This is a genomic window from Duganella sp. GW821-FHT07G03 (assembly GCF_059418605.1).
In genome coordinates this window covers 1-21,020 of sequence record NZ_JBWKQE010000041.1, presented here as the reverse complement: position 1 = coordinate 21,020, position 21,020 = coordinate 1, and the positions used below count along the sequence as shown (strand labels likewise).

General features: G+C 69.5%; 17 protein-coding genes and 1 pseudogene. 14 read left to right on the top strand and 4 right to left on the bottom strand.

Translation table 11 applies throughout. The annotated features are described in order from the left end of the window. From AC07OK_RS30065 to AC07OK_RS30020, 10 genes are all read left to right on the top strand, one after another. The coding region (locus tag AC07OK_RS30065; RefSeq protein WP_494693715.1) for a tetratricopeptide repeat protein at positions 1-1,132 on the top strand (1,132 nt) is incomplete at its 5' end. A 23-nt stretch (positions 1,133-1,155) separates the two neighbouring features. Further along, positions 1,156-2,883: a GspE/PulE family protein gene (locus AC07OK_RS30060; protein WP_494693714.1), complete on the top strand. Its 1,728-nt coding sequence runs from the start codon at positions 1,156-1,158 to the stop codon at positions 2,881-2,883. After that, positions 2,883-4,085: a type II secretion system F family protein gene (locus tag AC07OK_RS30055; protein WP_494693713.1), complete on the top strand. Its 1,203-nt coding sequence runs from the start codon at positions 2,883-2,885 to the stop codon at positions 4,083-4,085. Before AC07OK_RS30060 ends, AC07OK_RS30055 begins: the two co-directional genes overlap by 1 nt. Positions 4,086-4,092: 7 nt before the next feature. Next, positions 4,093-5,661 (top strand): hypothetical protein, encoded by a 1,569-nt coding sequence (locus tag AC07OK_RS30050; protein ID WP_494693712.1) that lies wholly within the window; start codon positions 4,093-4,095, stop codon positions 5,659-5,661. Next, on the top strand, positions 5,658-6,341 hold the full coding sequence (locus AC07OK_RS30045) for a hypothetical protein (RefSeq protein ID WP_494693711.1): 684 nt from the start codon (positions 5,658-5,660) through the stop codon (positions 6,339-6,341). Before AC07OK_RS30050 ends, AC07OK_RS30045 begins: the two co-directional genes overlap by 4 nt. Beyond that, the gene (locus AC07OK_RS30040; protein ID WP_494693710.1) at positions 6,338-6,808 is read left to right on the top strand and encodes a hypothetical protein; all 471 of its coding nucleotides are present in this window, start codon (positions 6,338-6,340) and stop codon (positions 6,806-6,808) included. Before AC07OK_RS30045 ends, AC07OK_RS30040 begins: the two co-directional genes overlap by 4 nt. Continuing rightward, positions 6,798-7,508: a prepilin-type N-terminal cleavage/methylation domain-containing protein gene (locus AC07OK_RS30035; protein ID WP_494693709.1), complete on the top strand. Its 711-nt coding sequence runs from the start codon at positions 6,798-6,800 to the stop codon at positions 7,506-7,508. Before AC07OK_RS30040 ends, AC07OK_RS30035 begins: the two co-directional genes overlap by 11 nt. Next, complete coding sequence (locus AC07OK_RS30030; RefSeq protein WP_494693708.1) at positions 7,505-8,281, top strand: ABC transporter permease; 777 nt, start codon at positions 7,505-7,507, stop codon at positions 8,279-8,281. Before AC07OK_RS30035 ends, AC07OK_RS30030 begins: the two co-directional genes overlap by 4 nt. Positions 8,282-8,283: 2 nt before the next feature. After that, complete coding sequence (locus AC07OK_RS30025; RefSeq protein WP_494693707.1) at positions 8,284-9,006, top strand: hypothetical protein; 723 nt, start codon at positions 8,284-8,286, stop codon at positions 9,004-9,006. Between the two features lie 40 nt (positions 9,007-9,046). Further along, entirely contained in the window at positions 9,047-9,610 is a 564-nt protein-coding gene (locus AC07OK_RS30020; protein ID WP_217944073.1) for a prepilin-type N-terminal cleavage/methylation domain-containing protein, read from the top strand. Positions 9,611-9,624: 14 nt separating this feature from the next. Here the strand turns inward: AC07OK_RS30020 and AC07OK_RS30015 are convergent, their stop codons facing one another. Then, positions 9,625-10,230: a LysE family translocator gene (locus tag AC07OK_RS30015; protein WP_494693706.1), complete on the bottom strand. Its 606-nt coding sequence runs from the start codon at positions 10,228-10,230 to the stop codon at positions 9,625-9,627. A gap of 65 nt (positions 10,231-10,295) precedes the next feature. Between AC07OK_RS30015 and AC07OK_RS30010 the strand changes: the two are divergent. The 4 genes and pseudogenes from AC07OK_RS30010 to AC07OK_RS29995 all read left to right on the top strand — a co-directional run bounded on the left by AC07OK_RS30010 (position 10,296) and on the right by AC07OK_RS29995 (position 17,961). Continuing rightward, positions 10,296-11,202: pseudogene (locus tag AC07OK_RS30010) on the top strand (LysR substrate-binding domain-containing protein). A 66-nt stretch (positions 11,203-11,268) separates the two neighbouring features. After that, positions 11,269-12,336: a phosphotransferase gene (locus tag AC07OK_RS30005; protein ID WP_494693705.1), complete on the top strand. Its 1,068-nt coding sequence runs from the start codon at positions 11,269-11,271 to the stop codon at positions 12,334-12,336. A gap of 100 nt (positions 12,337-12,436) precedes the next feature. Further along, entirely contained in the window at positions 12,437-17,020 is a 4,584-nt protein-coding gene (locus tag AC07OK_RS30000) for a PAS domain-containing protein (protein WP_494693704.1), read from the top strand. Then, the gene (locus AC07OK_RS29995; protein ID WP_494693703.1) at positions 17,017-17,961 is read left to right on the top strand and encodes a diguanylate cyclase domain-containing protein; all 945 of its coding nucleotides are present in this window, start codon (positions 17,017-17,019) and stop codon (positions 17,959-17,961) included. The genes AC07OK_RS30000 and AC07OK_RS29995 overlap by 4 nt, the downstream gene beginning before the upstream one ends. A 7-nt stretch (positions 17,962-17,968) precedes the next feature. On the opposite strand, the gene AC07OK_RS29990 is transcribed toward AC07OK_RS29995, so the two are convergent. From AC07OK_RS29990 to AC07OK_RS29980, 3 genes are read right to left on the bottom strand one after another with little or no spacing between them, the layout of a single operon-like run. After that, positions 17,969-18,421, bottom strand: coding sequence for a MaoC family dehydratase (locus AC07OK_RS29990; RefSeq protein WP_494693702.1), 453 nt, complete (start codon positions 18,419-18,421; stop codon positions 17,969-17,971). Beyond that, positions 18,421-19,560 (bottom strand): acyl-CoA dehydrogenase family protein, encoded by a 1,140-nt coding sequence (locus tag AC07OK_RS29985; protein ID WP_494693701.1) that lies wholly within the window; start codon positions 19,558-19,560, stop codon positions 18,421-18,423. The genes AC07OK_RS29990 and AC07OK_RS29985 overlap by 1 nt, the downstream gene beginning before the upstream one ends. Before the next feature lie 9 nt (positions 19,561-19,569). After that, positions 19,570-20,760, bottom strand: coding sequence for an acyl-CoA dehydrogenase family protein (locus AC07OK_RS29980; protein WP_494693700.1), 1,191 nt, complete (start codon positions 20,758-20,760; stop codon positions 19,570-19,572). Positions 20,761-21,020 lie beyond the last annotated feature (260 nt).

The following is a 21,020-nucleotide window of genomic DNA, read 5'->3' as shown; positions in this document are numbered from 1 at the left end:
GGCCAAGCCCGCCGCCAAGCCGCAGCCGCGCGCCGAGCACGCCGAGAAACATGACAAGGCCGACAAACCCGAGAAAGCCGGCAAGCCGCGCGGCGCCGCCCGCGCGCGCGCCGCCGCCGAGGCGGTCGAGCCGGCCGGCATCGATCCGGCGCGGCTGCGCCTGATCGCCCTGGTCGCGGCGCTGCTGCTGATCGTCGCCGGCTTCGGCTATTACTATTGGCAGGCGATGCTGGCGCCGGGCGCCGGTGCGCGCCTGCCGCCGGTGCCGATGCCGCCGCCCGGCGCCACCGGCGCCACCCCGGCGCAGCTGGTGCGGGCCGCGCCCGACGGCCAGGCCGCGCCGGCCGACGCCGGCGCCGATCCGCTGCTGGCGCCGGCCGTCAAGCGCGACGCCGCGCGCGACGACCTGGAACGCCGGCTGGCCCAGACCGAACAACAGCTGGCCGCCACCCAGCAGGCGATCCAGTCCCAGCAGAGCGCGCCGCAGGCCGACACGCTGCCGCCGCTGGCCGCGCCCGACAACGGCGAGATCAAGGTGGCGCGCGCGCTGCAGGCGTCGCCGCTGGCGCCGGCGCTGGACGGCGCCTACCAGTCGCTCAACAACGGCGACCTGGCCGCCGCCCAGCAGCAATACGAGGCCGCGCTGCGCCAGGACCCGAACAGCCGCGACGCCCTGCTCGGCCTGGCCACCCTGGCCACGCGCGCCGGCCGCAACCAGATGGCGGCCGGCCACTACCTGCGCCTGCTCGAGCTCGATCCCAACGACACCGCCGCCGTGGCCGGCCTGGTCGGCCTGCGCCAGGGCGACCCCGGCCAGAACGAGCTGCGCCTCAAGGCCATCCTGGCCACCAACCCGGACGCCGCGCCGGCCCAGTTCGCCCTGGGCAATCTGTACGCCCAGCAGAGCCGCTGGTCCGAGGCCCAGCAAGCCTACTTCCGCGCCTTCAGCGCGGCGCCGGACAATCCGGACTACGCCTACAACCTGGCCATCGGCCTGGACCGGCTGAACCAGGGCAAGCTGGCGCTGGGCTATTACCAGCGCGCGCTGGCGCTGGCGCAGAGCCACGCGGCCGCCTTCGACCGCGGCGCGCTGCGCACCCGCATGCAAGAATTGAACACCGGCGCGCGCTGAGCCGGCAGCGAGAGAATAGATCCATGGCAGAACAAGCAAAACTCCCACTCGGCAAGCTACTGATCCAGAAAGGCGTGATCAGCGAGGACCAGCTGCGCATCGCCCTGATCGAACAAAAGCGCAGCAACGAGCCGCTGGGGAAACTGCTGATCACGCTCGGTTTCGTGACCGAGGCCACGGTGCGCATGGCGCTGTCGGAAAACCTCAACCAGCAGAGCGCCGACCTGACCAGCCTGGTGGTGGACGCGATCGCCCTCAAGCTGATCCCCAAGGACGTGGCCAAGCGCTACCACGTGTTCCCCATCGTCTACGAGCGCGCCACCGACAACCTGATCCTGGCCATGTCGGACACCAGCAACATCGTCGCGCTGGACCAGATCAGCGCCATGCTGGTCAAGGGCATCACCATCAGCCCGCTGCTGGTGAACGAGTCCGACATCCAGCGCGCCATCGACCAGTTCTACGGCTTCGAGTTATCCATTGACGGCATCCTGCACGAGATCGAAACGGGCGAGGTCAATTACGCCAGCCTGGGCAGCACCTCGGACGAGTACAGCCAGCCGGTGGTGCGCCTGATCGACGCCATCCTGGCCGACGCGGTGCAGAACGGCGCCTCCGATTTGCACTTCGAGCCGGAGCAATCGTTCCTGCGCATCCGCTACCGCATCGACGGCATCCTGCGCCAGATCCGCAGCCTGCACAAGTCCTACTGGCCGGCGATGGCGGTGCGCCTCAAAGTCATGAGCGGCATGAACATCGCCGAGACCCGGGCGCCGCAGGACGGCCGCATCTCGATCAAGTTCTCCGGCCGCCAGATCGATTTCCGCGCCTCGGCCCAGGCCACCACGCACGGCGAGAACTTCGTGCTGCGGGTGCTGGACCGGCAGAAGGGCATCGTCCCGCTCGACGGCCTGGGCCTGGGCGAGAACGAGCTCAGCCTGCTCAAGCTGATGATCGCCCGTCCCGACGGCGTGATCCTGGTGACCGGCCCGACCGGCTCGGGCAAGACCACCACCTTGTATTCCATCCTCAACCACATCAACACCGAGAGCGTCAACATCATGACGCTGGAGGACCCGGTCGAATACCCGATGAACATGATACGCCAGACCGCCGTCAACGAAGCGGCCAAGATGGGCTTTGCCGACGGCATCCGCTCGATGATGCGGCAGGACCCGGACATCATCCTGGTGGGCGAGATCCGCGACCGCGAGACCGCCGAGATGGCGTTCTCGGCGGCGATGACCGGCCACCAGGTGTATTCCACGCTGCACACCAACTCGGCCATCGGCGCCATCCCGCGCTTGCTCGACATCGGCGTGGTGCCCGACATCATGGCCGGCAATGTGATCGGCATCATCGCCCAGCGCCTGGTGCGCAAGCTGTGCCTGGCCTGCCGCGCACCGCACGAGGCCGACGGCGTCGAGCGCCGTCTGCTGGGCCTGGACCCGGCGGCGCCGGCGCAGACGCTGTACCACGCGGTCGGCTGCGACGCCTGCGGCCACCAGGGCTACAAGGGGCGGCTGGCGATCATCGAGCTGCTCAAGATGACGCCGGCGCTCGACGAGCTGGTGGCGCGCCGCGCCTCGACCCGCGAACTGAAGACGGCCGCCGCCGCCGGCGCCTTCCACACCTTGATCGACGACGGCGTGCGGCGCGTGCTCGAGGGCGTGACCACGCTGGAGGAAGTGGGCCGCGTGGTCGACCTGACCGAGCGCCTGACCGAACGCCCGAGCGAGCGGCCCGCCTGATGGCCCAATACTACTACCGGGCGATGGACGCCGCCGGCAATATCCAGCCGGGCAATATGGACGCCGCCAACGAGCCGGACCTGGAGCTGCGGCTGCACCGCATGGGCCTGGACCTGATCGAGTGCCGCGCCACGCGCACCCGGGTGCTGGCGCTCAAGCGCCTGATCACGCGGCGCGACCTGATCAACTTCTGCTTCCACATGGAGCAGCTGACCGGGGCCGGCGTGCCCATCCTGGACGGCTTGAACGACCTGCGCGAGAGCATCGACCATCCGCGCTTCCGCGAAATGATCACCGGCCTGATCGAGAACATCGAGGGCGGCCAGCAGCTGTCGGCGGCGCTGGCGGCCTATCCGGAAGTGTTCGACCTGACCTTCGTCAGCCTGATCACCGCCGGCGAGCAGAGCGGCAAGCTGGCCGAGGTGTTCAAGAACCTGTCGGACAGCCTGAAGTGGCAGGACGAGCTGGCCTCGCAGACCAAGAAGATCGTCATGTACCCGGCCGCCGTCGGCACCTTCGTGATCGCCGTCACCTTCTTCCTGATGATCTACCTGGTGCCGCAGCTGACCTCCTTCGTCAAGAACATGGGCAACACCCTGCCGCTGCACACGCGCGCGCTGATCTTCGTCTCCGACATCTTCATCAACTACTGGTATGTGCTGGTGGCGCTGCCGCTGATCGCCTGGTTCGGCGGGCGCGCCTGGCTGGCGCGCAGCGAGCAGGCGCGCTACCACGCCGACGGCCTGACCCTGCGCATCTGGATGATAGGCCCGGTGCTGCACAAGATCATCCTGGCCCGCTTCGCCACCTTCTTCGCCATGATGTACGGCTCCGGCATCACCGTGCTCGAGTGCATCCACCTGTCCGAGGGCATCGTCGGCAACCGCGTGATCGCGGCCGGGCTGCGCCGCGCGGCCCAGCTGATCTCCGAGGGCCAGGGCATCACGGCGGCGTTCCAGATCACCGGCATCTTCCCGCCGCTGGTGATCCGCATGCTCAAGGTGGGCGAGGCCACCGGCGCGCTGGACGGCGCGCTGCACAACGTCAGCTACTTCTACAACCGCGAGGTCAAGGAGATGATCGAGAAGGTGCAGACCATGATAGAACCCGCGATGACCGTGATCCTGGGCCTGATGGTGGGCTGGATCATGCTCTCGGTGATGGGGCCGATTTACGACACGATCAGCAAGATCCGAACCTGAGGCGGCCGTGCTAATTAGCAAACACTTATTCTATCTGAGCGGCGACCAGCTGTGCGCCTACCTGTGGCAGGGCGGGCGCCTGTCGGGCGGCGCGCTGTTCGGCAACGACCAGGCCGGCGTCGAGCGCTTCCTCGACTATGTCGACAGCCACGGCGTGATGCCGGCCTATCTGCTGGCCGACCTGATCGAGGAGGATTTCCAGCGCGTGCAACTGCCGCACGTGGGCGGCGCCGGCGGCCGCAAGCTGCTGCAGCGCCGGCTGCTGCAGCAATACCGCGAAACGCCCTACCGCCACGCCGCGGTGCAGGGGCGCGAGCACGGCGGCCGGCGCGACGACATCGTGCTGCTGGCGGCGCTGACCAATGTGGCGGCGGTGCAGCCGTGGGTCAAGGCGCTGGAACAGCTGAAGATGCCGCTGGCCGGGCTCACCACCACCACCTTGCTGAGCGCGGAGCTGGTGCGCAAGCTGGGCCTGCGCGACGAGCACCTGCTGCTGATCACCCAGCAGAGCGCCGGCTGGCGCCAGAGCTACTTCCAGCACGGCCAGCTGAAATTCTCGCGGCTGACGCCGGCCATCGACCGCGACAACCAGCCGATCGACATCGGCGCCGAGACCGCCAAGACCCAGCAATTCCTCAACAGCGTGCGCCTGCTCGGGCGCGGCGCGGTGCTGCACGCGGTGGTGCTGGCGCCGGCCGCGGCCACGGCGGCGCTCGGCGCGCAGTGCGCCAACGGGCCGGAGACGGCGTTCCGCTTCATCGCGCTGCGCACCGCCGCCACCGCCACGGGCTTGCGCAGCGACGACAGCGCCGTGGCCGAGCTGGGCGCGCGGGTGGCCGAGCCCCTGCTGCTGGCCCAGCTCGGCCGGCAGGCCCCGGCCGGCCACTACGCGCTGGGCGCCATGCGGCGCTATTACCTGCTGTGGCGCACCCGGCTGACCTTGTACGTCGCCAGCGCCGGGCTGGGCCTGTGCAGCCTGGTGTGGCTGGGCGCCAACCTGTGGCAGACCCAGGCCGCCGACGGCGCCAGCGCGCGCCTGCTGGCCGAGGCCGGCCAGTACGACCAGCGCTACCGCGCCGTGATGGCGGCCATGCCGCCGCGCGTGACCACCACCGCCAATATGCGGGCCGCGGTCAACGTTGAACGCATGCTGGCCACCCAGGCGCCGTCGCCGCTGGACATGGTGGCCATGGTCAGCGCCGCGCTGGAACAGTCGCCGCAGATCCGCCTGCTGCAGCTGGACTGGAAGGTCAGCCTGCCCGGCGCGGTGCCGGCCGCCGCCCAGGACGAGACCCAGGCCGTGCCGATCTCGTCGCTGCTGGCCGGCATCCCCGGCCGGCCGCCGCAGGCGCTGCTGGTGGAGGCCGAGATCGTCGCCGACCAGGACGACTACCGCGGCGCGGTCGACAGCATGAACCATTTCGCCCAGCAGCTGGCGCGCCAGCCGCACCTGACGGTGGCGATCGACAAGCCGCCGCTCGACACCCGTTCCTCGGTCAAGCTGAGCGGCAAGGCCGGCCCGGCCACGGTCGAGGCGCGCGCCAAATTCTCCCTCAACCTGGTATGGAATCCATGAGCGCCCATCCCGTCCCCGGCAAAAGCAAGGCCAAGGCCACCATCGCGCTGCCCTACTGGGTGGCCGAGTTCGCGCTGATCCGCACCGCCGTGCTGGTGGCCGTCGCCTGCGTCACCATCAGCCTGACGGCGCTGCTGGTGAGCGGCTGGAAGCTGGGCGAGGCCGACGAGCGCCTGGAGCAGGCCCAGCGCACGCGCGACGTTGCCTATGCCCGCTTCGCCCACGTCGACAATGAAAAGCGCGACATCCGCAATTTCCAGCCGCGCTACATCGAACTGCGCGACCGCGGCCTGATCGGCGCCGAGCGGCGCCTGGAATGGGTCGACATCATCCGCCAGTCGCAGGAGCAGCGCAAGCTGCTGCCGCTGAGCTACGAGATCGAGCCGCAGCAGGTGGTGCGGCTGGAATCGGCGCTCGACCTGGGCGACTACCAGCTGCACGGCAGCCGCATGCGGCTGCATATGGACCTGCTGCACGAGATGGACTTGTTCAATTTCCTCGACGACCTGCGCCAGCGCAGCTTCTTCGCGGTCCAGGATTGCGCCATCAAGCGGCTCGGCCGCGCCGTCGGCGCCGTCGGCGGCCCCACCCTGGGCGCCGACTGCACGCTGAACTGGATCACGCTCGACACCGCGCCCAAGGCCGCGCCGGCGCCGGCCAAGCGCAGGGGGGCGCCATGAGCGCGCGCCGCTACAGCGCCGTGCTGCTGGCGGCCTGGCTGGCGCTGCCGGCGGCGGCGGCGCCGGCGCTGGGCCGGCTGTTCGCCACGCCGGCCGAGCGGGCCGAGATGGAAAGCCAGCGCGGCAGCAGCGCCGCGCTGATGCCGCAAAACGGCAACCCGGCCGGCCAGGCCAACGCCACGCCCAACGCCAACCCCAACGCGGCCGCCGCCAACGAAGCGGCGGCCGCGCCGGCGCCGCCGCCGACGCCGCAGACGCTGGTCATGAACGGCGTGCTGCGCAGCAGCAGCGGGGGCAGCACCGTCTGGCTCAACGACGTGCCGCAGAGCGGCGCGCAAAACCACTTCGCCAACCGCGGCAGCAGCACGCTGACGGTGACCCTGCCTTCGGGCAAGCGCATCGTGCTCAAGCCCGGCCAGCGCTACGACCTCGGCGAGGGCCGCGTCAAGGATGTCCATGAACCCTAGCCTGCGCCCGCGCCGCCAGCGCGGCTTTACGCTGGTGGAAATTTCGATCGTGCTGGTGATCGTCGGCTTGCTGATCGGCGGCATGATCGCACCGCTCAGCTCGCAGCTGGAACAAAAGAAAGTCCGCGACACCCAGCAGGCCATGGAGCTGGCGCGCGACGCCCTGTTCGGCTATGCGCTGCGCAACGGCTACCTGCCCTGCCCCGCCATCTCCGCCGTCAACGGCCTGGAGGACCGCACCGGCAGCGCCTGCAACAAGCGCTACGGCTACCTGCCGTGGACCACGCTGGGCGTGGCGCGCCTGGACGGCTGGAACCGCATCCTCGGCTACAGCGTCACGCCGGCCTTCAGCGACAGCGTGGTGCAGTTCACGCTCAGGACGGCGCGCGACATCACCGTGGTCACCCGCGACAGCCAGGGCCGCGTCACGCCGCTGACCGAAACCAACGACGTGCCGGCCGCGCTGATCTCGTTCGGGGCCAACGGCTACGGCGCCACCAGCGACCAGAACCTCCACCTGGCCGACGCCGGCGCCGGCAACGACGACGAGAAGATCAATCTGCGCAGCGGCACCATGCTGGTCAGCCGCGACGCCAGCGACAACCCGCACGCGCCGGGCGGCGCCTTCGACGACGTCGTCATCTGGATCTCGCCCAACATCCTGTACAGCCGCATGGTGGCGGCGCAACGCCTGCCATGACGCCGATGCTGCCGGCCGCGCTGACCATCGCCCGCTACACCCTGCTCGAAGGGCTGCGCAACCGCCTGCCATGGCTGCTGCTGGCGACGGCGCTGGCCGCGCTCGCGCTGGGCGGCTTCCTCGGGCGGCTGGCGCTGACCGAGAGCGCGCAACTGCAGGCGGCGCTGCTGGGCGCGCTGCTGCGGCTGGCGGCGGTGTTCGTGGTGGCCGGCTTCGTCGTCACCAGCATGGCGCGCGAGGCGGCCGACAAGAGCCTGGAACTGCTGCTGGCGCTGCCGCAGCCGCGCGCCGTCTACCTGGCCGGCAAGCTGGCCGGCTTCGGCGCGCTGGCGCTGGCGCCGGCGCTGCTGTTCGGCGCCCTGGGCCTGCTGTACGCGCCGCTGCCGCAGGCCGCGCTGTGGGCCGCGTCGCTGCTGTGCGAATGCTGGATCGTGGCCGCCTTCTGCGTGCTGTGCATGCTGAGCTTGAACCAGGCGCTGCCGGCGTTGGCCGCCGCCTGCGCCTTCTACCTGCTGGCGCGGGTGATCGGCACGCTGCAGCTGCTCGGCCACGGCCCCCACCCGGACGGCGGCCTGGCGCAGCGGGCGCTGGGCGCCGGCGTCGACCTGCTGGCGCTGCTGCTGCCCCACCTCGACCAGTTCACCCGCGGCAGCTGGCTGGTGTACCACGACGGCAACGCCGCCGCGCTGCTGGCGGTGGCGGCGCAGACCGCCATCTACGTGGCGCTGCTGGCGCTGGCCGCGCTGTTCGACCTGTACCGCAAGAATTTCTGAGCATGGCCGCCTCCGCCCTCAGGCCGCTGTCCTCGGTGCCGCGCGCCGTGCCGCTGTTGCTGGCGGCGGCGCTGCTGCTGCAACTGCTGTGGCAGGGCGGCCGGCCGGCGCCGCGCGCGCGCGCGCAAGACCTGCCGCCGCCGCCGCCGCTGGCGGCGTTGCAGCTGGCCAGCCTGGGCGAGCCGGCCGCGCTGTCGCGCGCCACCATGCTGTATGTGCAGGGCTACGACGAGCAGGCCGGCGTCAGCATCGCCTGGCGCGCGCTGGACTACGGCCGGCTGGCGGGCTGGCTGCAGCGGGCGCTGGAGCTCGATCCGCGCAGCCAGTATCCGCTGCTGGCGGCCAGCGAAGTGTACGGCGCGGTCAGCGATCCGGCGCGCTGCCGGCTGATGCTGGAGTTCGTCTACGCCCGCTTCGCCGAAGACCCCGACCGGCGCTGGCCGTGGCTGGCGCACGCGGCGCTGGTGGCGCGCCACCGGCTGCACGACCTGTCGCTGGCGCGCCGCTACGCGCAGGCGATCCGGCTGCGCGCCACCGGCCCCGGTGTGCCGGCCTGGGCGCGCGAGCTGGAAGTGTTCATGGCCGAGGACATGAACGAACTCGACAGCGCGCGCGCGCTGATCGGCGGCCTGCTGCACGACGGCCTGATCACCGATCCGCACGAGCTGCAATTCCTGGCCCGGCGGCTGGACCAGCTGGGCCCTCCACCCGCCCCCAAGCGCTGAGCATTGTTGTAAGATAGCGCCATCACCAGAAAGGAACACCATGCCTGCCATCCAACTGCGCCAACGCGGCTTTACCCTGGTCGAAATCGCCATCGTGCTGGTCATCATCGGCCTGCTGCTGGGCGGCGTGCTCAAGGGACAGGGCTTGATCGACAGCGCCCGCGTCAAGAACATCATCCAGCAATCGACGTCGCTGACGGCGGCCGTCAACGCCTACCAGGACAAGTTCCGCGCGCTGCCGGGCGACGATCCGCAGGGCACCACCCACGCGCCGGGCGCCACCGGCAACGGCAACGGCGACGGCCAGATCGCCGAATACCAGCTGGCGCCGCAGCACCTGGCGCTGGCCGGCTTCATCACCGGCTCGTTCAACGGCACCACCGACTTCATGACCAGCGCGCAAGGCGGCGCGGTCTACATCTACAACGACGTGGTCGGCGGCCGCGGCGGCAACGGCGTGCGGCTCGACAACCTGCCCGACTCCTTCGCCGAGCAGGTCGACAGCAAGCTCGACGACGGCAAATACAACACCGGCTCGGTGCGCGCCACCGCCGCCTACAGCAACAACGGCACGGTCATCCAGCGCACCGCCCTGTTCTTCTGATGCAGCGATAAAGCTCAGCGCGCCGCCAGCAGCGCGCCCAGGCCGACCAGCAGGACGCCGAACACGCGGTCTATCCAGTGGCGCGCCCGCAACAGGCGCGCGCGCACCGTGCCGGCCGAAAAGCACAACGCCACCAGGCTGAACCAGACGACGTGGGCCGCCGCGATAAACGCCCCGTACGCCAGCTGCAGCGAAAACGGCGTCTCCGGCCGCACCGCCTGCATGAACAGGCTGACGATGAACACCGTGGTCTTGGGATTGAGCACATTGGTGAGGAAGCCGATGCGCAAGGCCGCCAGGTCGGACAGCGCCAGCGCCCGCTCCTGCCCTGCCGCCGCACCGGGCCGCGCCCGCAGCATCCGCAGGCCCAGCCAGACCAGGTAGGCCGCGCCGGCCAGCTTGATGGCGTTGAACAGCCACAGCGAATTTCGTATCAGCAGTCCCAGGCCCAGCAAGGTGTAGCCGACGTGGATCACCACGCCCAGCCCGATGCCGACCGCGGTCAGCACGCCGGCGCGCCGGGACAACAGCAAGCTATTGCGCGACACCATCGCGAAGTCCGGTCCCGGGCTGATCACCGCGAGCAAGGTAATGGTGACTACAACTAGCAATTCCGTCATATTGTCTCCTTCAGTGAATTTAAGCCAGCCTCCATGCTAAAGGCTACAATCGTCAAAACATAACGATGATTGCTGACCATGACGGTGACTCCAACTCACAGAATGCCCTCGCTGATGGCGCTGCGCTGTTTCGAGGCGGCCGCCCGGCTGGAGCATTTCGGCCAGGCCGCCGACGCCCTGCACCTGACCCACGGCGCCATCAGCCGCGCCGTGCGCGCGCTGGAGGACGACCTGGGCGTGCAGCTGTTCGAGCGGCGCAGCCGCCGCGTGTTCCTCACCGAGGCCGGCCGGACGCTGGCGCGGGCGGTGCAGTCCGGCTTCGGCCTGATCCAGCAGGCGGTGGGCGAACTGCGCGCCAGCGCCGGCCGCCAGCGGCAACTGGTGCTGTCCTGCGAGCCGACCTTGCTGATGCGCTGGCTGATCCCGCGCTGGCCGGCTTTCCAGGCCGCCCATCCCGAGGCCGATTTCCTGCTGATGGCCGGCGGCGGCCCGTTTTCCTTCGACAGCGGCATCGACCTGGCGATACGGCGCGGCGATTTCAGCTGGCCCGGCCACTACCACGCGCATGCGCTGTTCGCCGAGCAGGTCGGCCCGGTCTGCCGCCCGGACAAGGTGGCGCGGTGGTTCGGCTCCGCGCTGCGGCCGGACGCGCCGCGCCTGCATGCCCGCAGCCGCGCCGACGCCTGGCGCGACTGGGCCGACGCCGCCGGCACGCCCCATCGCCAGGATGGCGCCGGCCTGTCCTTCGAGCACTTCTACTTCAGCCTGCAAGCGGCGGTGGCCGGGCTGGGGGTCGCCATCGGCCCGCGCCACCTGGTGTGCGACGACCTCAAGACCGGCCTGCTGGCGGCGCCGCTGGGCTTCGTGGCCGACGGTTCCAGCTACCACCTGCTGTCGGCCGCGCCGCTAGCGCCGGACGGGCCGCAGCAGGCGCTGCTGGCGTGGCTGCAACACAGCGCGGCGTCCGACTGAAAATAAAAAGCACGCACGTACTATTGTTGGACTAGAATAGCCGATACCTACAACGCGGGAGACAGCATGTTCGAAGAATTCATCGGCACCAAGGCGGTGTCGGCGCGCCACCAGTTCGACGTGGCGGCGCTGGACGCCTATCTGCGCCAGCACGTGGCCGGCTACCCGGACGGCACGCTGGACGTGGAGCAGTTCAAGGGCGGCCAGTCCAACCCCACCTACAAGCTCAGCATCGGCGGCCGGCACTATGTGTTGCGCACCAAGCCGGCACCGGCCGCCAAGCTGCTGCCGTCGGCGCACGCGATCGAGCGCGAGTACCGCGTGATGGACGCGCTGAGCCGGCACGGCTTCCCGGCCGCCCGTCAATATGCGCTGTGCACCGACGAGGCGGTGATCGGCCGCGCCTTCTACGTGATGGAATTCGTCGAGGGCCGGGTGCTGTGGGACCAGGCCCTGCCCGGCATGACGGCGGCCGAACGCGCCGCCATCTACGACGAGATGAACCGCGTGATCGCCCAGCTGCACACGGTGGACTACGCCGCCATCGGCCTGGCCGACTACGGCAAGCCGGGCAACTACTTCGGGCGCCAGATCGAGCGCTGGAGCAAGCAATACCTGGCCGCGCAGACCGAATCGATCGCCGCGATGGACCAGCTGATCGCCTGGCTGCCCCACAACATCCCGCCCGGCGAAGACACTTCCATCGTGCACGGCGACTTCCGCCTCGACAACCTGCTGTTCCACCCGACCGAGCCGCGCATCCTGGCCGTGCTGGACTGGGAGCTGTCGACCCTGGGCCACCCGTTCGCCGACTTTTCCTACCACTGCATGAGCTGGCACATCGAGCCCGGCCAGTTCCGCGGCATCGCCGGGCTGGACCTGGCGGCGCTGGCCATCCCCTCGCAGCAGGACTACATCGCCCGCTACGCCGCGCGCACCGGCAAGACCATCCGGCTGGAGGACTTCAATTTCTACCTGGCCTTCAATATGTTCCGCCTGGCCAGCATCATGCAGGGCATCATGAAGCGCCATGTCGACGGCACGGCCGCCAGCGCCCAGGCACTGGAATCGGGCCGCATGGCGCGCCCCATGGCCGAGCTGGCCTGGAGCTACGCCTGTGGCAAGCCGATCTGAACGTTGCTTGTAGAGGACAAAATCGCTTTCTGAAACGGCCGGCGTCAGCTACTATCGTGCTGCCAGCGCGATGCTGGCCGCCGCCGCCGGGGTCCACCACGTGCCAGAATCACAACGTTCACGCCTGCCCTCCATCCGCTCGCAGATCGCGCTGCTGGTGTTGGCTTGCGCGCTGCCGACGGTGATCGGTTTTTGCGCCGTGCTCAGCCAGTTCTACCAGCGCGAACGCGACACCCTGATGGAAGACACCCGGCAGTCGGCCCGGCTGGTGGCCGCCGCCGTCGACCGCGACCTGCTGCAGGCCGACAGCGCGGTACGCGCGCTGGCCGCCTCGCCCAGCCTGCACAAGGGCGACCTGGCGGCGCTGCAGGCCCAGGCCGCCGCCCTGCTCGGACCGCAATTCCCGGTCGCCCACTTCCTGCTCAGCGACGCCGCCGGCACGGTCGCGCTGCACCTCGGCCCGGACTTGCCGGCCAGCTTCAGCAGCGCCGACAACCGGCGCCGCCTGGCCCTGCTGTATGCGCAATCGCGGCCGCAACTGTCGATGCTCGCCATCGACGGCCAGAGCCTGCTGGCGATCGACCTCCCGGTCATGCTCGACCAGCACCAGCACTACGCCCTGACCGCGCTGCTCAAGCCTGACCGGCTGGCCAACATCCTGCACGACGAGAAAATCGGCCGCCACCAGGCCATGACCCTGTACGACACCGAGGGCATGTTCGTGGCCCAGGCCGGCGGCCTGCGGCAGTTGCTGTCGCGCCCGGCCGAAGTGGCCATGCGGGCCCAGTTGCGCGCCAGCGGCGAGGCCCTGTTGTCGACCACGGCGGCCGACGGCACGCCGATTTATTTCGGCTTCAGCCGGGCGCCGGTCAGCCGCGTCACCATCGCCATCGCCACCCCGCAGGACCAGGCCTTGCAGGAATTGCTGGGCGCCGTCACCACCATCTCGCTGACCATGACGGCGCTGCTGCTGGCCGGGTTTTCGCTGGCCTGGTGGGTCGGCGGCGGCATCGCCCGCTCGGTGCGCGAGCTGGTCGGGCCGGCCCAGGCGCTGGCCAGCGGCAGCCCCTTCACGCTGGGCGCGCTGACCTTCCGCGAAGCGCACGAGGTCGGCCTGGCCTTCCTGGCGCTGGAGGGCGATCTGCGCCGCAGCAAGGCCGAGCTTGAACAGCTGGTGGTCGAGCGCACCGCCCAGCTGGAAAAAAACCGCGCCCAGCTCGAAACCCTGTACGCCACCGCGCCGGTCGGGCTCAGCTATGTCGACAGCGAGCTGCGCTTCGTCCGCCTCAACGACTACCTGGCCGCGCTCAACGAGCAGCCGGTGATCGCCCACCTGGGCCGCCACGTGGGCGAGATGATCCCCGACGCCGAGGTGCGGCGCAGCGTGCTGGCCGACTACCGCGCCGTGCTCGACAGCGGCCGGCCGCTGACCGGCCTGCAACGCTCGGGCTATCCGGCCGCCTCGCCCAAGGTGCTGTGCCACTGGGTGCTGAGCTACTATCCGCAGTTCGGCATCGACGGCCGCATCATCGGCATCACCGCCCTGCTGATGGACGTGAGCGAACTGAAACGGACCGAGGCGGAACTGCGGCGCTCGCGCCAGCTGCTCAGCTCGATGCTGGAAAACATGCCGGCCATGATCTTCCTGAAACGCGCGGCCGACCTGCGCTATGAGCTGTTCAACCGCCACGGCGCGCAGATGTTCGGCCGCGCCAACGGCGAGGACTTCATCGGCAAGAGCGACTACGACCTGGTGCCCACCGCCCAGGCCGACTTCTTCACCGCCGCCGACCGCCGGGTGCTGGCCGCGGCCGCCGGCGAGGTGAGCGAGATCGCCGAGGAACCGATCACCGACGCCAGCGGCCACACCCGCTACCTGACCACCCGCAAGGTGGCGCTGCGCGACGAGCACGGCGCCGCCACTCACGTGCTGGGCATCTCGCTCGACATCACCGAACGCAAGGCCGCCAAGGAGGCGCTGCGCGCCACCGTGGCGCAGCTGGCGCAGAGCGAGCACTTCGTGCGCACCGTGACCGACAACCTGCCCGGCATGGTGGCCTACTGGGACGCCGACCTGCGCTGCCGCTTCGCCAACCGCTATTTCCTCGAGTGGCACGGCCGCCGCACCGGACAGATGCTGGGCGCCCACATGCCCGAGGTGCTGGGCGCGGCCCAGTACGCGGTCAGCGCGCCCTATGTGCGGGGCGCGCTGGCCGGCCAGCCGCAGGGCTTCGCCGACCAGCTGCGCTGGCCCTCGGGCGAGCTCAGCCATACCTGGGTCAACTACATCCCGGATGTCGATGAAGGCGGCCGGGTCAGCGGCTTCTTCGTGCTGGTGTCCGACGTCACCGAGCTCAAGGAAACCGAGCTGCACCTGCAGGAAGTGAACGAGGAACTGGTGCTGGCGCGCGACCGCGCCGAGGCCGCCAGCCGGGCCAAGAGCGAATTCCTGGCCAATATGAGCCACGAGATCCGCACGCCGATGAACGCCATCATCGGCCTGGCGCGGCTGCTGGAGGAGGCCGGGCTGGCGCCGCGCGAACGCGGCTACCTGGACAAGATCCAGCTGGCCACGCAATCGCTGCTGGGCCTGGTCAACGACGTGCTCGACTTCTCGCGGGTGGAGGCGGGCCAGCTGGTGCTCGAACACGCCGGCTTCAGCCTGGAGCGCGTGCTCAGCAGCATCAGCGTGCTGGTCAGCGGCAGCGCCAGCGACAAGGGCATCGAGCTGGTCTACGACATCGACCCGCGCCTGCCGGCCGAACTGGCGGGCGACCCGATGCGGCTGCAGCAGGTGCTGCTCAACCTGATCGGCAACGCCATCAAGTTCACCGAGCGCGGCGAGGTGGTGCTGCAGGTGCGGCAGGCGCCCGGCGCCGTGGCCCCGGAACAGCCGGGTGCGCGCGCGATGTTGCTGGAATTTCGGGTGCGCGACACCGGCATCGGCATTGCGCCGGAACAGCAGGCCCATATCTTCGGCGCCTTCTCGCAGGCCGACAGCAGCACCAGCCGCCAGTTCGGCGGCGCCGGCCTGGGCCTGGCGATCTGCCGCCAGCTGGCCGACATGATGGGCGGCGCGATCGAGGTCAGCAGCGAACCCGGGGTCGGCTCGGAATTCCTGTTCACCTGCCCGCTCGAATGCGGCGCGCCGGCCGCCGCGCCGGCGGTCGCCGCCGGCCTGGCGGTGCTGATCGTCGACGACAACGCCAGCGTGCGGCTAGCCTTGCAGCGCGCCTGCGACCACCTGGGCTGGGTCGCCAGCGGCGCCGCCGACGCCGCCGCCGCGCTGGCCCTGCTGCAGCAACGCCAGCAGCAGGGCCAGCCCTACGGCCTGATGCTGCTGGACTGCGCGTTGCCGGCGCCGCACGGCGCCGCCCTGCAGGACTGGCTGCAGGACGGCCAGCCGCTGCCGCCGCTGCTGCTGATGGCGTCCGAACATGTGGTCGCCGAACAGGCCCAGCGCTGCAGCGCCCTGGGCGCGGCCGGCATGCTGTCCAAGCCGGTCAGCCCGGCGCGGCTGCTGGAGCGGGTCGCCTCGCTGCTGGGGGACGCCAACCGCGACGCCGGCATGGCGCCGCTCAGCGAGCATTCGCCGCTGCACGCGCGCCTGGCCGGCATGCGCGTGCTGCTGGTGGAAGACAATGAAATCAACCAGGAGGTGGCGCAATACATGTTGCACCACGCCGGCGCCAGCGTCGAGACGGTGGTCAACGGCCAGCTGGCGGTCGATATGCTGCGTGCCGATCCGCTGCGCTGCGACGTGGTGTTGATGGACGTGCAGATGCCGGTGCTCAACGGCTACGACGCCACGGTGGCGATCCGCGCCGCCGGCGGCGCGCTGGCCCGGCTGCCCATCGTCGCCATGACCGCCAACGTGATGGAGGACGACCGCCGCCGCGCCGACCAGGCCGGCATGAACGCCCACGTGGCCAAACCGATCGACGTCGAGGAAATGATCGGCGTGCTGTGCCGCCTGGTGTACCGCCAGGCCGGGGCGGCGAACGCGCCTGGCATGGCGCCGTCCGTGGCCGCGACGGCGTCGCCGCCGCCCGGCGACGGCGTCGACAGCGCGCCGGCCCGGCCGGGCAGCAACGCCGCGGCGCTGGCGGCGCTGCCCGGCGTCGACCTGGACGCGGCGCTGGCCCGGCTGGGCGGCAACGCCGACGCGCTGGTGGGACTGCTCAAGCGCTTCGAGCAATCGCAGGGCGACACCGTGGCCGAGGTGCGGGCGCTGCTGGCGGCCGGCCAGGCCCAGCAGGCGGCGCAAAGCCTGCACCGGCTGCGCGGCGTGGCCGCCAACCTGGGCGCCACCCAGGTGGCCGGCCTGACCGCCAACGCCGAAGCCGTGCTGCACCACGCCGCCCCCGAGCCGGCCGCGCTGCACGCCGCGCTGGACCAGCTGGAATCGGCCCTGCAGCGGCTGACGACGGCCGCGCGCCAGCTGGCGGCGCCGGATATTCTCCCAAGCAACACTGTGACGCACGACTTACCGCAAAAGCTGGCGGAGTTACAGTGTTTGCTTCAGAATAACAACTTGAAAGCTTTGGAACACTTCCGGGCGCTGCGCCCGGCACTGGCGGCAACGGCGCCAACGGGGGCGCTGGCGGAAGCGGTCGAGACGCTGAATTTCACAGTTGCGCAAAAAATGGTGGAAGATATGTTGCAAGAAAAGGACAGCGCATGAGTTGGACCAACCTGGCCAGGAATGGACGCATACTCGTGGTCGACGACGCCATGGAGAACATCCAGATCCTGCATCACGCCCTGCGTGACGAGCACGATGTGCTGTTCGCGCTGGACGGCGCAAAGGCGCTGGAAGTGGCGCTCGAGCAGCAACCCGACCTGATCCTGCTGGACGCGGTGATGCCCGGCATGGACGGCTACGCGGTGTGCGCGGCGCTGCGCAACTCGCCGCGCCTGCAGGACATCCCGGTGATCTTCGTCACCGCGCTGAGCCAGCCGGAAGACGAAACCCGCGCGCTGGAGGCGGGCGCGGTCGACTTCATCAGCAAGCCCTTCAACGTGGCGGTGGTGCGCGCGCGCGTGCGCAGCCAGCTGACCATCAAGCGCCAGGCCGACGCCATGCGCGAGCTGAGCATGACCGACGGCCTGACCGGGGTGGCCAACCGCCGCAGCTTCAACGACGCGCTGGAGGCCGAATGGCGGCGCTGCGCGCGCGCCGGCCTGCCGCTGTCGGTGATCATGATCGACATCGACCACTTCAAGCTCTACAACGATCATTACGGCCACCAGGCGGGCGACCTGTGCCTGCAACAGGTGAGCGCGGCCATGGCGGGCTGCGCCGCGCGGCCGCCGGATTTACTGGCCCGCTACGGCGGCGAGGAATTCATCCTGCTGCTGCCGCAGGAAGGGGCGGACGGCGCCGACGTGGTGGCGCGCCGCATCCTCGACGAGGTGCGCCGGCTGCAGATTCCACACGCCATGTCGCCGACCACGCCGCACGTCTCGGCCAGCCTGGGGGTGTGCACGGCGCTGCCGCCGCTGGACGGCCTCGACAGCAGCACCTTGATACGCGTGGCCGACAGCCAGCTGTATCTCGCCAAGCAGGGCGGCCGCAACCGCCATTACACCAGCACGCTCGGCCCCGGCCCCGGCCCCGGTTAGCCCGGCCTCAATAGCGGCGCATCACGAACTCGGCCACGCAGACCGGCTTGTCGCCGCCTTCGCGCTCGATCACCACGCCCCACAGGACCTGGGCGCCACCGGCGATGTCGTCGATGGCGGCGATGGTCAGGCGCGCCCGCACCCGGCTGCCGACCGGCACCGGAGCCGGAAAGCGCACCTTGTTCAGGCCGTAGTTCAGGCCCATCGTCATGTCCACCATGTGCAGCGCATTGACCAGCAGCGCCGGCAGCAGCGCCAAGGTCAGGAAGCCGTGCGCCACCGTGGCGCCGTAGGGCGACTCGCGCGCCGCCCGCTCGGCGTCGGTGTGGATCCACTGGTGGTCACCGGTGGCGTCGGCGAACAGGTCGATGCGCGCCTGGCTGATCTCGACCCAGTCCGACAACGCCACCTCGTTACCGATCTCGGCCTTCATGGCCGCCAGGTTGGCGAAGCTGCGCATCAGGAATGCTGCTGGAAGCCGCGCTGGGCGATGAAGCGCTCCAGGTGATGGTCGACATCGCCCAGGCTCACTTCGATCATCGCCAGGCGCTTGAAGTGGTGCGCGGCCGGCAGCTCGTCGGTCACGCCCATGCCGCCGTGCAGCTGCACCGCCTGCTGGCCGAGGAACTTGGACGCCTGCCCGACCCGCACCTTGGCCGCCGACACCACGCGCCGACGCTCCTCGGCGTCGCCGCAGGACATGCGGGCGGCCGCCAGCATCGCCATCGAGCGCGCCTGCTCCAGGTGGATGTACATGTCGGCCATGCGGTGCTGCAAGGCCTGGAAGCCGCCGATCGGCGTGCCGAACTGCTTGCGCGTCTTCAGGTAGTCGAGCGTGGCGGCGAACAGCGCGTCCATCGCGCCCACCGCTTCCGCGCACAGCAGGCTGGCGCCGTAGTCGGCCGCCTCGTCGAGCATGTCCCAGCCGCCGCCCAGCTTGCCCAGCAGCGCCGAGGCCGGCACCGCCACATGGCTGAACTGCACCGTGGCGGCGCGCTGGCCGTCGATGGTGCGGTAGTCGCGCACGCTGACGCCGGGCGTGTCGGCCGGCACCACGAACAGGCTGATGCCGTTGGTGTCGCGCTGGGCGCCGGCGCTGCGCGCCGAGACGATCAAGGCGCCGGCCTGGGCGCCGTGGATCACCACGGTCTTGCTGCCGTCGATGCGGTAGCCTTCGCCGTTGATGCTGGCGATGGTCTTGACGTCCGACAGCTCATGGCGCGCGTGCTTCTCGCCCAAGGCGCAGGCCAGCTTCAGTTCGCCGCTGGCGACTTCTTCCAGCAGGTGGTGCTGGTTGCCGGCCAGCTTGAGAAATTGCGCGCCCCACACGGTGGCGAAGTAAGGCTCGACCACCAGGCCGCGGCCGATCTCCTGCATCACCACCCACAGGTCGACCGCGCTGCCGTTGAAGCCGCCCTGCTCTTCCGGCACCGGCAAGGCCGTCATGCCCAGTTCGACCAGCGTGCTCCAGGCCAGGTCCGAGACGCCCGTGGCGGAATGGACGATGCGCTGGCGCACGTCGAAGCCGTAATCCTTGTCTACCCAGCGGCGCAGCGCGTCGGCAAACTGCTGCTGTTCTTCTTTTAAATTAAAATCCATCGCTGCCCCTTACAGTCCCAGGATCATCTGGGTGATGATGTTTTTCTGAATCTCGTTCGAGCCGCCGTAGATCGACGTCTTGCGGAAATTGAAGTAGTAGCCGGCCAGTGGCGCGGCGGCGTCGTCGCCGGTGACGGCGTGGTCGGCCTTGCCTTCGAGGTAGTCGGTGTCGAACGGCAGCGCGTCCGGGCCCAGGGCCTCGACCATCAGCTCGGTCAGCAGTTGCTGGATCTCCGAGCCGCGCACCTTCAGCAGCGAGGCCTCCGGTCCCGGCGCGTGCGATTCGCGCGTGATCACGCGCAGCACCGTGGTTTCCAGCGCCATCAATTCGATTTCGAGACTGGCCACCTTGGCGGCGTAGACCGGATCCTGCAGCAGCGGCTTGCCGTGCTTGTAGTGCTCGGAGGCGATCTTCTTCAGGAACAGCAGCTCGCGCTTGGAGCGGCCGACCGCGGCGATGCCGGTGCGTTCGTGGCCCAGCAGGTACTTGGCGTAGGTCCAGCCCTTGTTCTCCTGGCCAATCAGGTTCTGCACCGGCACCTGGACGTTGTCGAAGAAGACCTCGTTTACCTCGTGGTCCTCGTCGAGCATGATGATGGGGCGCACGGTGATGCCCGGCGTCTTCATGTCGATCAGCAGGAAGGAGATGCCCTCCTGCTTGCGCACGGTGGTGTCGGTGCGCACCAGGCAGAAGATCATGTCGGCGTGCTGGGCCAAGGTGGTCCAGGTCTTCTGGCCGTTGACGATGTAGTGGTCGCCGGCGCGCTCGGCGGTGGTCTTGAGCGAGGCCAGGTCGGAACCGGAGCCGGGCTCGGAATAGCCCTGGCACCACCAGTCCTCGCAGCTGAGGATGCGCGGCAGATAGTGGGCCTTCTGCGCCTCGTTACCGAAGGCCATGATGACCGGCGCCACCATGTTGACGCCGAACGGCAGGATGGGCGGGGTGCCGGCGCGGGCGCACTCTTCCTCCCAGATGTGGCGCTGGGTGGCGCTCCAGCCCGGACCACCGTGCTCGACCGGCCAGGCCGGCGCGGCCCAGCCCTGTTTGGCGACGATCTGGTGCCAGCGCACATAATCCTGGCGGCTCAGGCGCAGGTGATTGCGGACCTTCTTTTGCAAATCGCTGGGCAGGTTCGCGTCGAGAAAGGCGCGCACCGTGTCACGAAACGCCAGATCCGCCGCCGTGTAGTTCAAATCCATGCTGTCTCCATATTCTTATGACCCCGCTAAAAAAGCACGATCGTTCAAATAATTGTACCCGATATCCTGCCAAGCATTGTGGCATTTTTAAAGGGCGACAGAATGGCCATGTTTCCAAAACCGACGGGGGTCAAGTCTGACATTCGGACACAAGCTCAGCAGTAGCGGACTGCTACGGTAGAACTCGTGTCCGAATGTCAGACTTCGTATATTGAGCATACCGCATCTCCATTGGATAATAAGGAGGTAGGTGCGGCCGG

Excerpts from the sequence above, each read along its gene's own strand:
- AC07OK_RS30060 (WP_494693714.1), top strand. The coding sequence starts at position 1,156 with ATGGCAGAACAAGCAAAACTCCCACTCGGCAAGCTACTGATCCAGAAA.
- AC07OK_RS30035 (WP_494693709.1), top strand. The coding sequence starts at position 6,798 with ATGAACCCTAGCCTGCGCCCGCGCCGCCAGCGCGGCTTTACGCTGGTG.
- AC07OK_RS30045 (WP_494693711.1), top strand. The coding sequence starts at position 5,658 with ATGAGCGCCCATCCCGTCCCCGGCAAAAGCAAGGCCAAGGCCACCATC.
- AC07OK_RS30030 (WP_494693708.1), top strand. The coding sequence starts at position 7,505 with ATGACGCCGATGCTGCCGGCCGCGCTGACCATCGCCCGCTACACCCTG.
- AC07OK_RS29990 (WP_494693702.1), bottom strand. The coding sequence starts at position 18,421 with ATGCGCAGCTTCGCCAACCTGGCGGCCATGAAGGCCGAGATCGGTAAC.
- AC07OK_RS30015 (WP_494693706.1), bottom strand. The coding sequence starts at position 10,230 with ATGACGGAATTGCTAGTTGTAGTCACCATTACCTTGCTCGCGGTGATC.
- AC07OK_RS30025 (WP_494693707.1), top strand. The coding sequence starts at position 8,284 with ATGGCCGCCTCCGCCCTCAGGCCGCTGTCCTCGGTGCCGCGCGCCGTG.
- AC07OK_RS29980 (WP_494693700.1), bottom strand. The coding sequence starts at position 20,760 with ATGGATTTGAACTACACGGCGGCGGATCTGGCGTTTCGTGACACGGTG.
- AC07OK_RS29985 (WP_494693701.1), bottom strand. The coding sequence starts at position 19,560 with ATGGATTTTAATTTAAAAGAAGAACAGCAGCAGTTTGCCGACGCGCTG.
- AC07OK_RS29995 (WP_494693703.1), top strand. The coding sequence starts at position 17,017 with ATGAGTTGGACCAACCTGGCCAGGAATGGACGCATACTCGTGGTCGAC.
- AC07OK_RS30020 (WP_217944073.1), top strand. The coding sequence starts at position 9,047 with ATGCCTGCCATCCAACTGCGCCAACGCGGCTTTACCCTGGTCGAAATC.
- AC07OK_RS30040 (WP_494693710.1), top strand. The coding sequence starts at position 6,338 with ATGAGCGCGCGCCGCTACAGCGCCGTGCTGCTGGCGGCCTGGCTGGCG.
- AC07OK_RS30005 (WP_494693705.1), top strand. The coding sequence starts at position 11,269 with ATGTTCGAAGAATTCATCGGCACCAAGGCGGTGTCGGCGCGCCACCAG.
- AC07OK_RS30055 (WP_494693713.1), top strand. The coding sequence starts at position 2,883 with ATGGCCCAATACTACTACCGGGCGATGGACGCCGCCGGCAATATCCAG.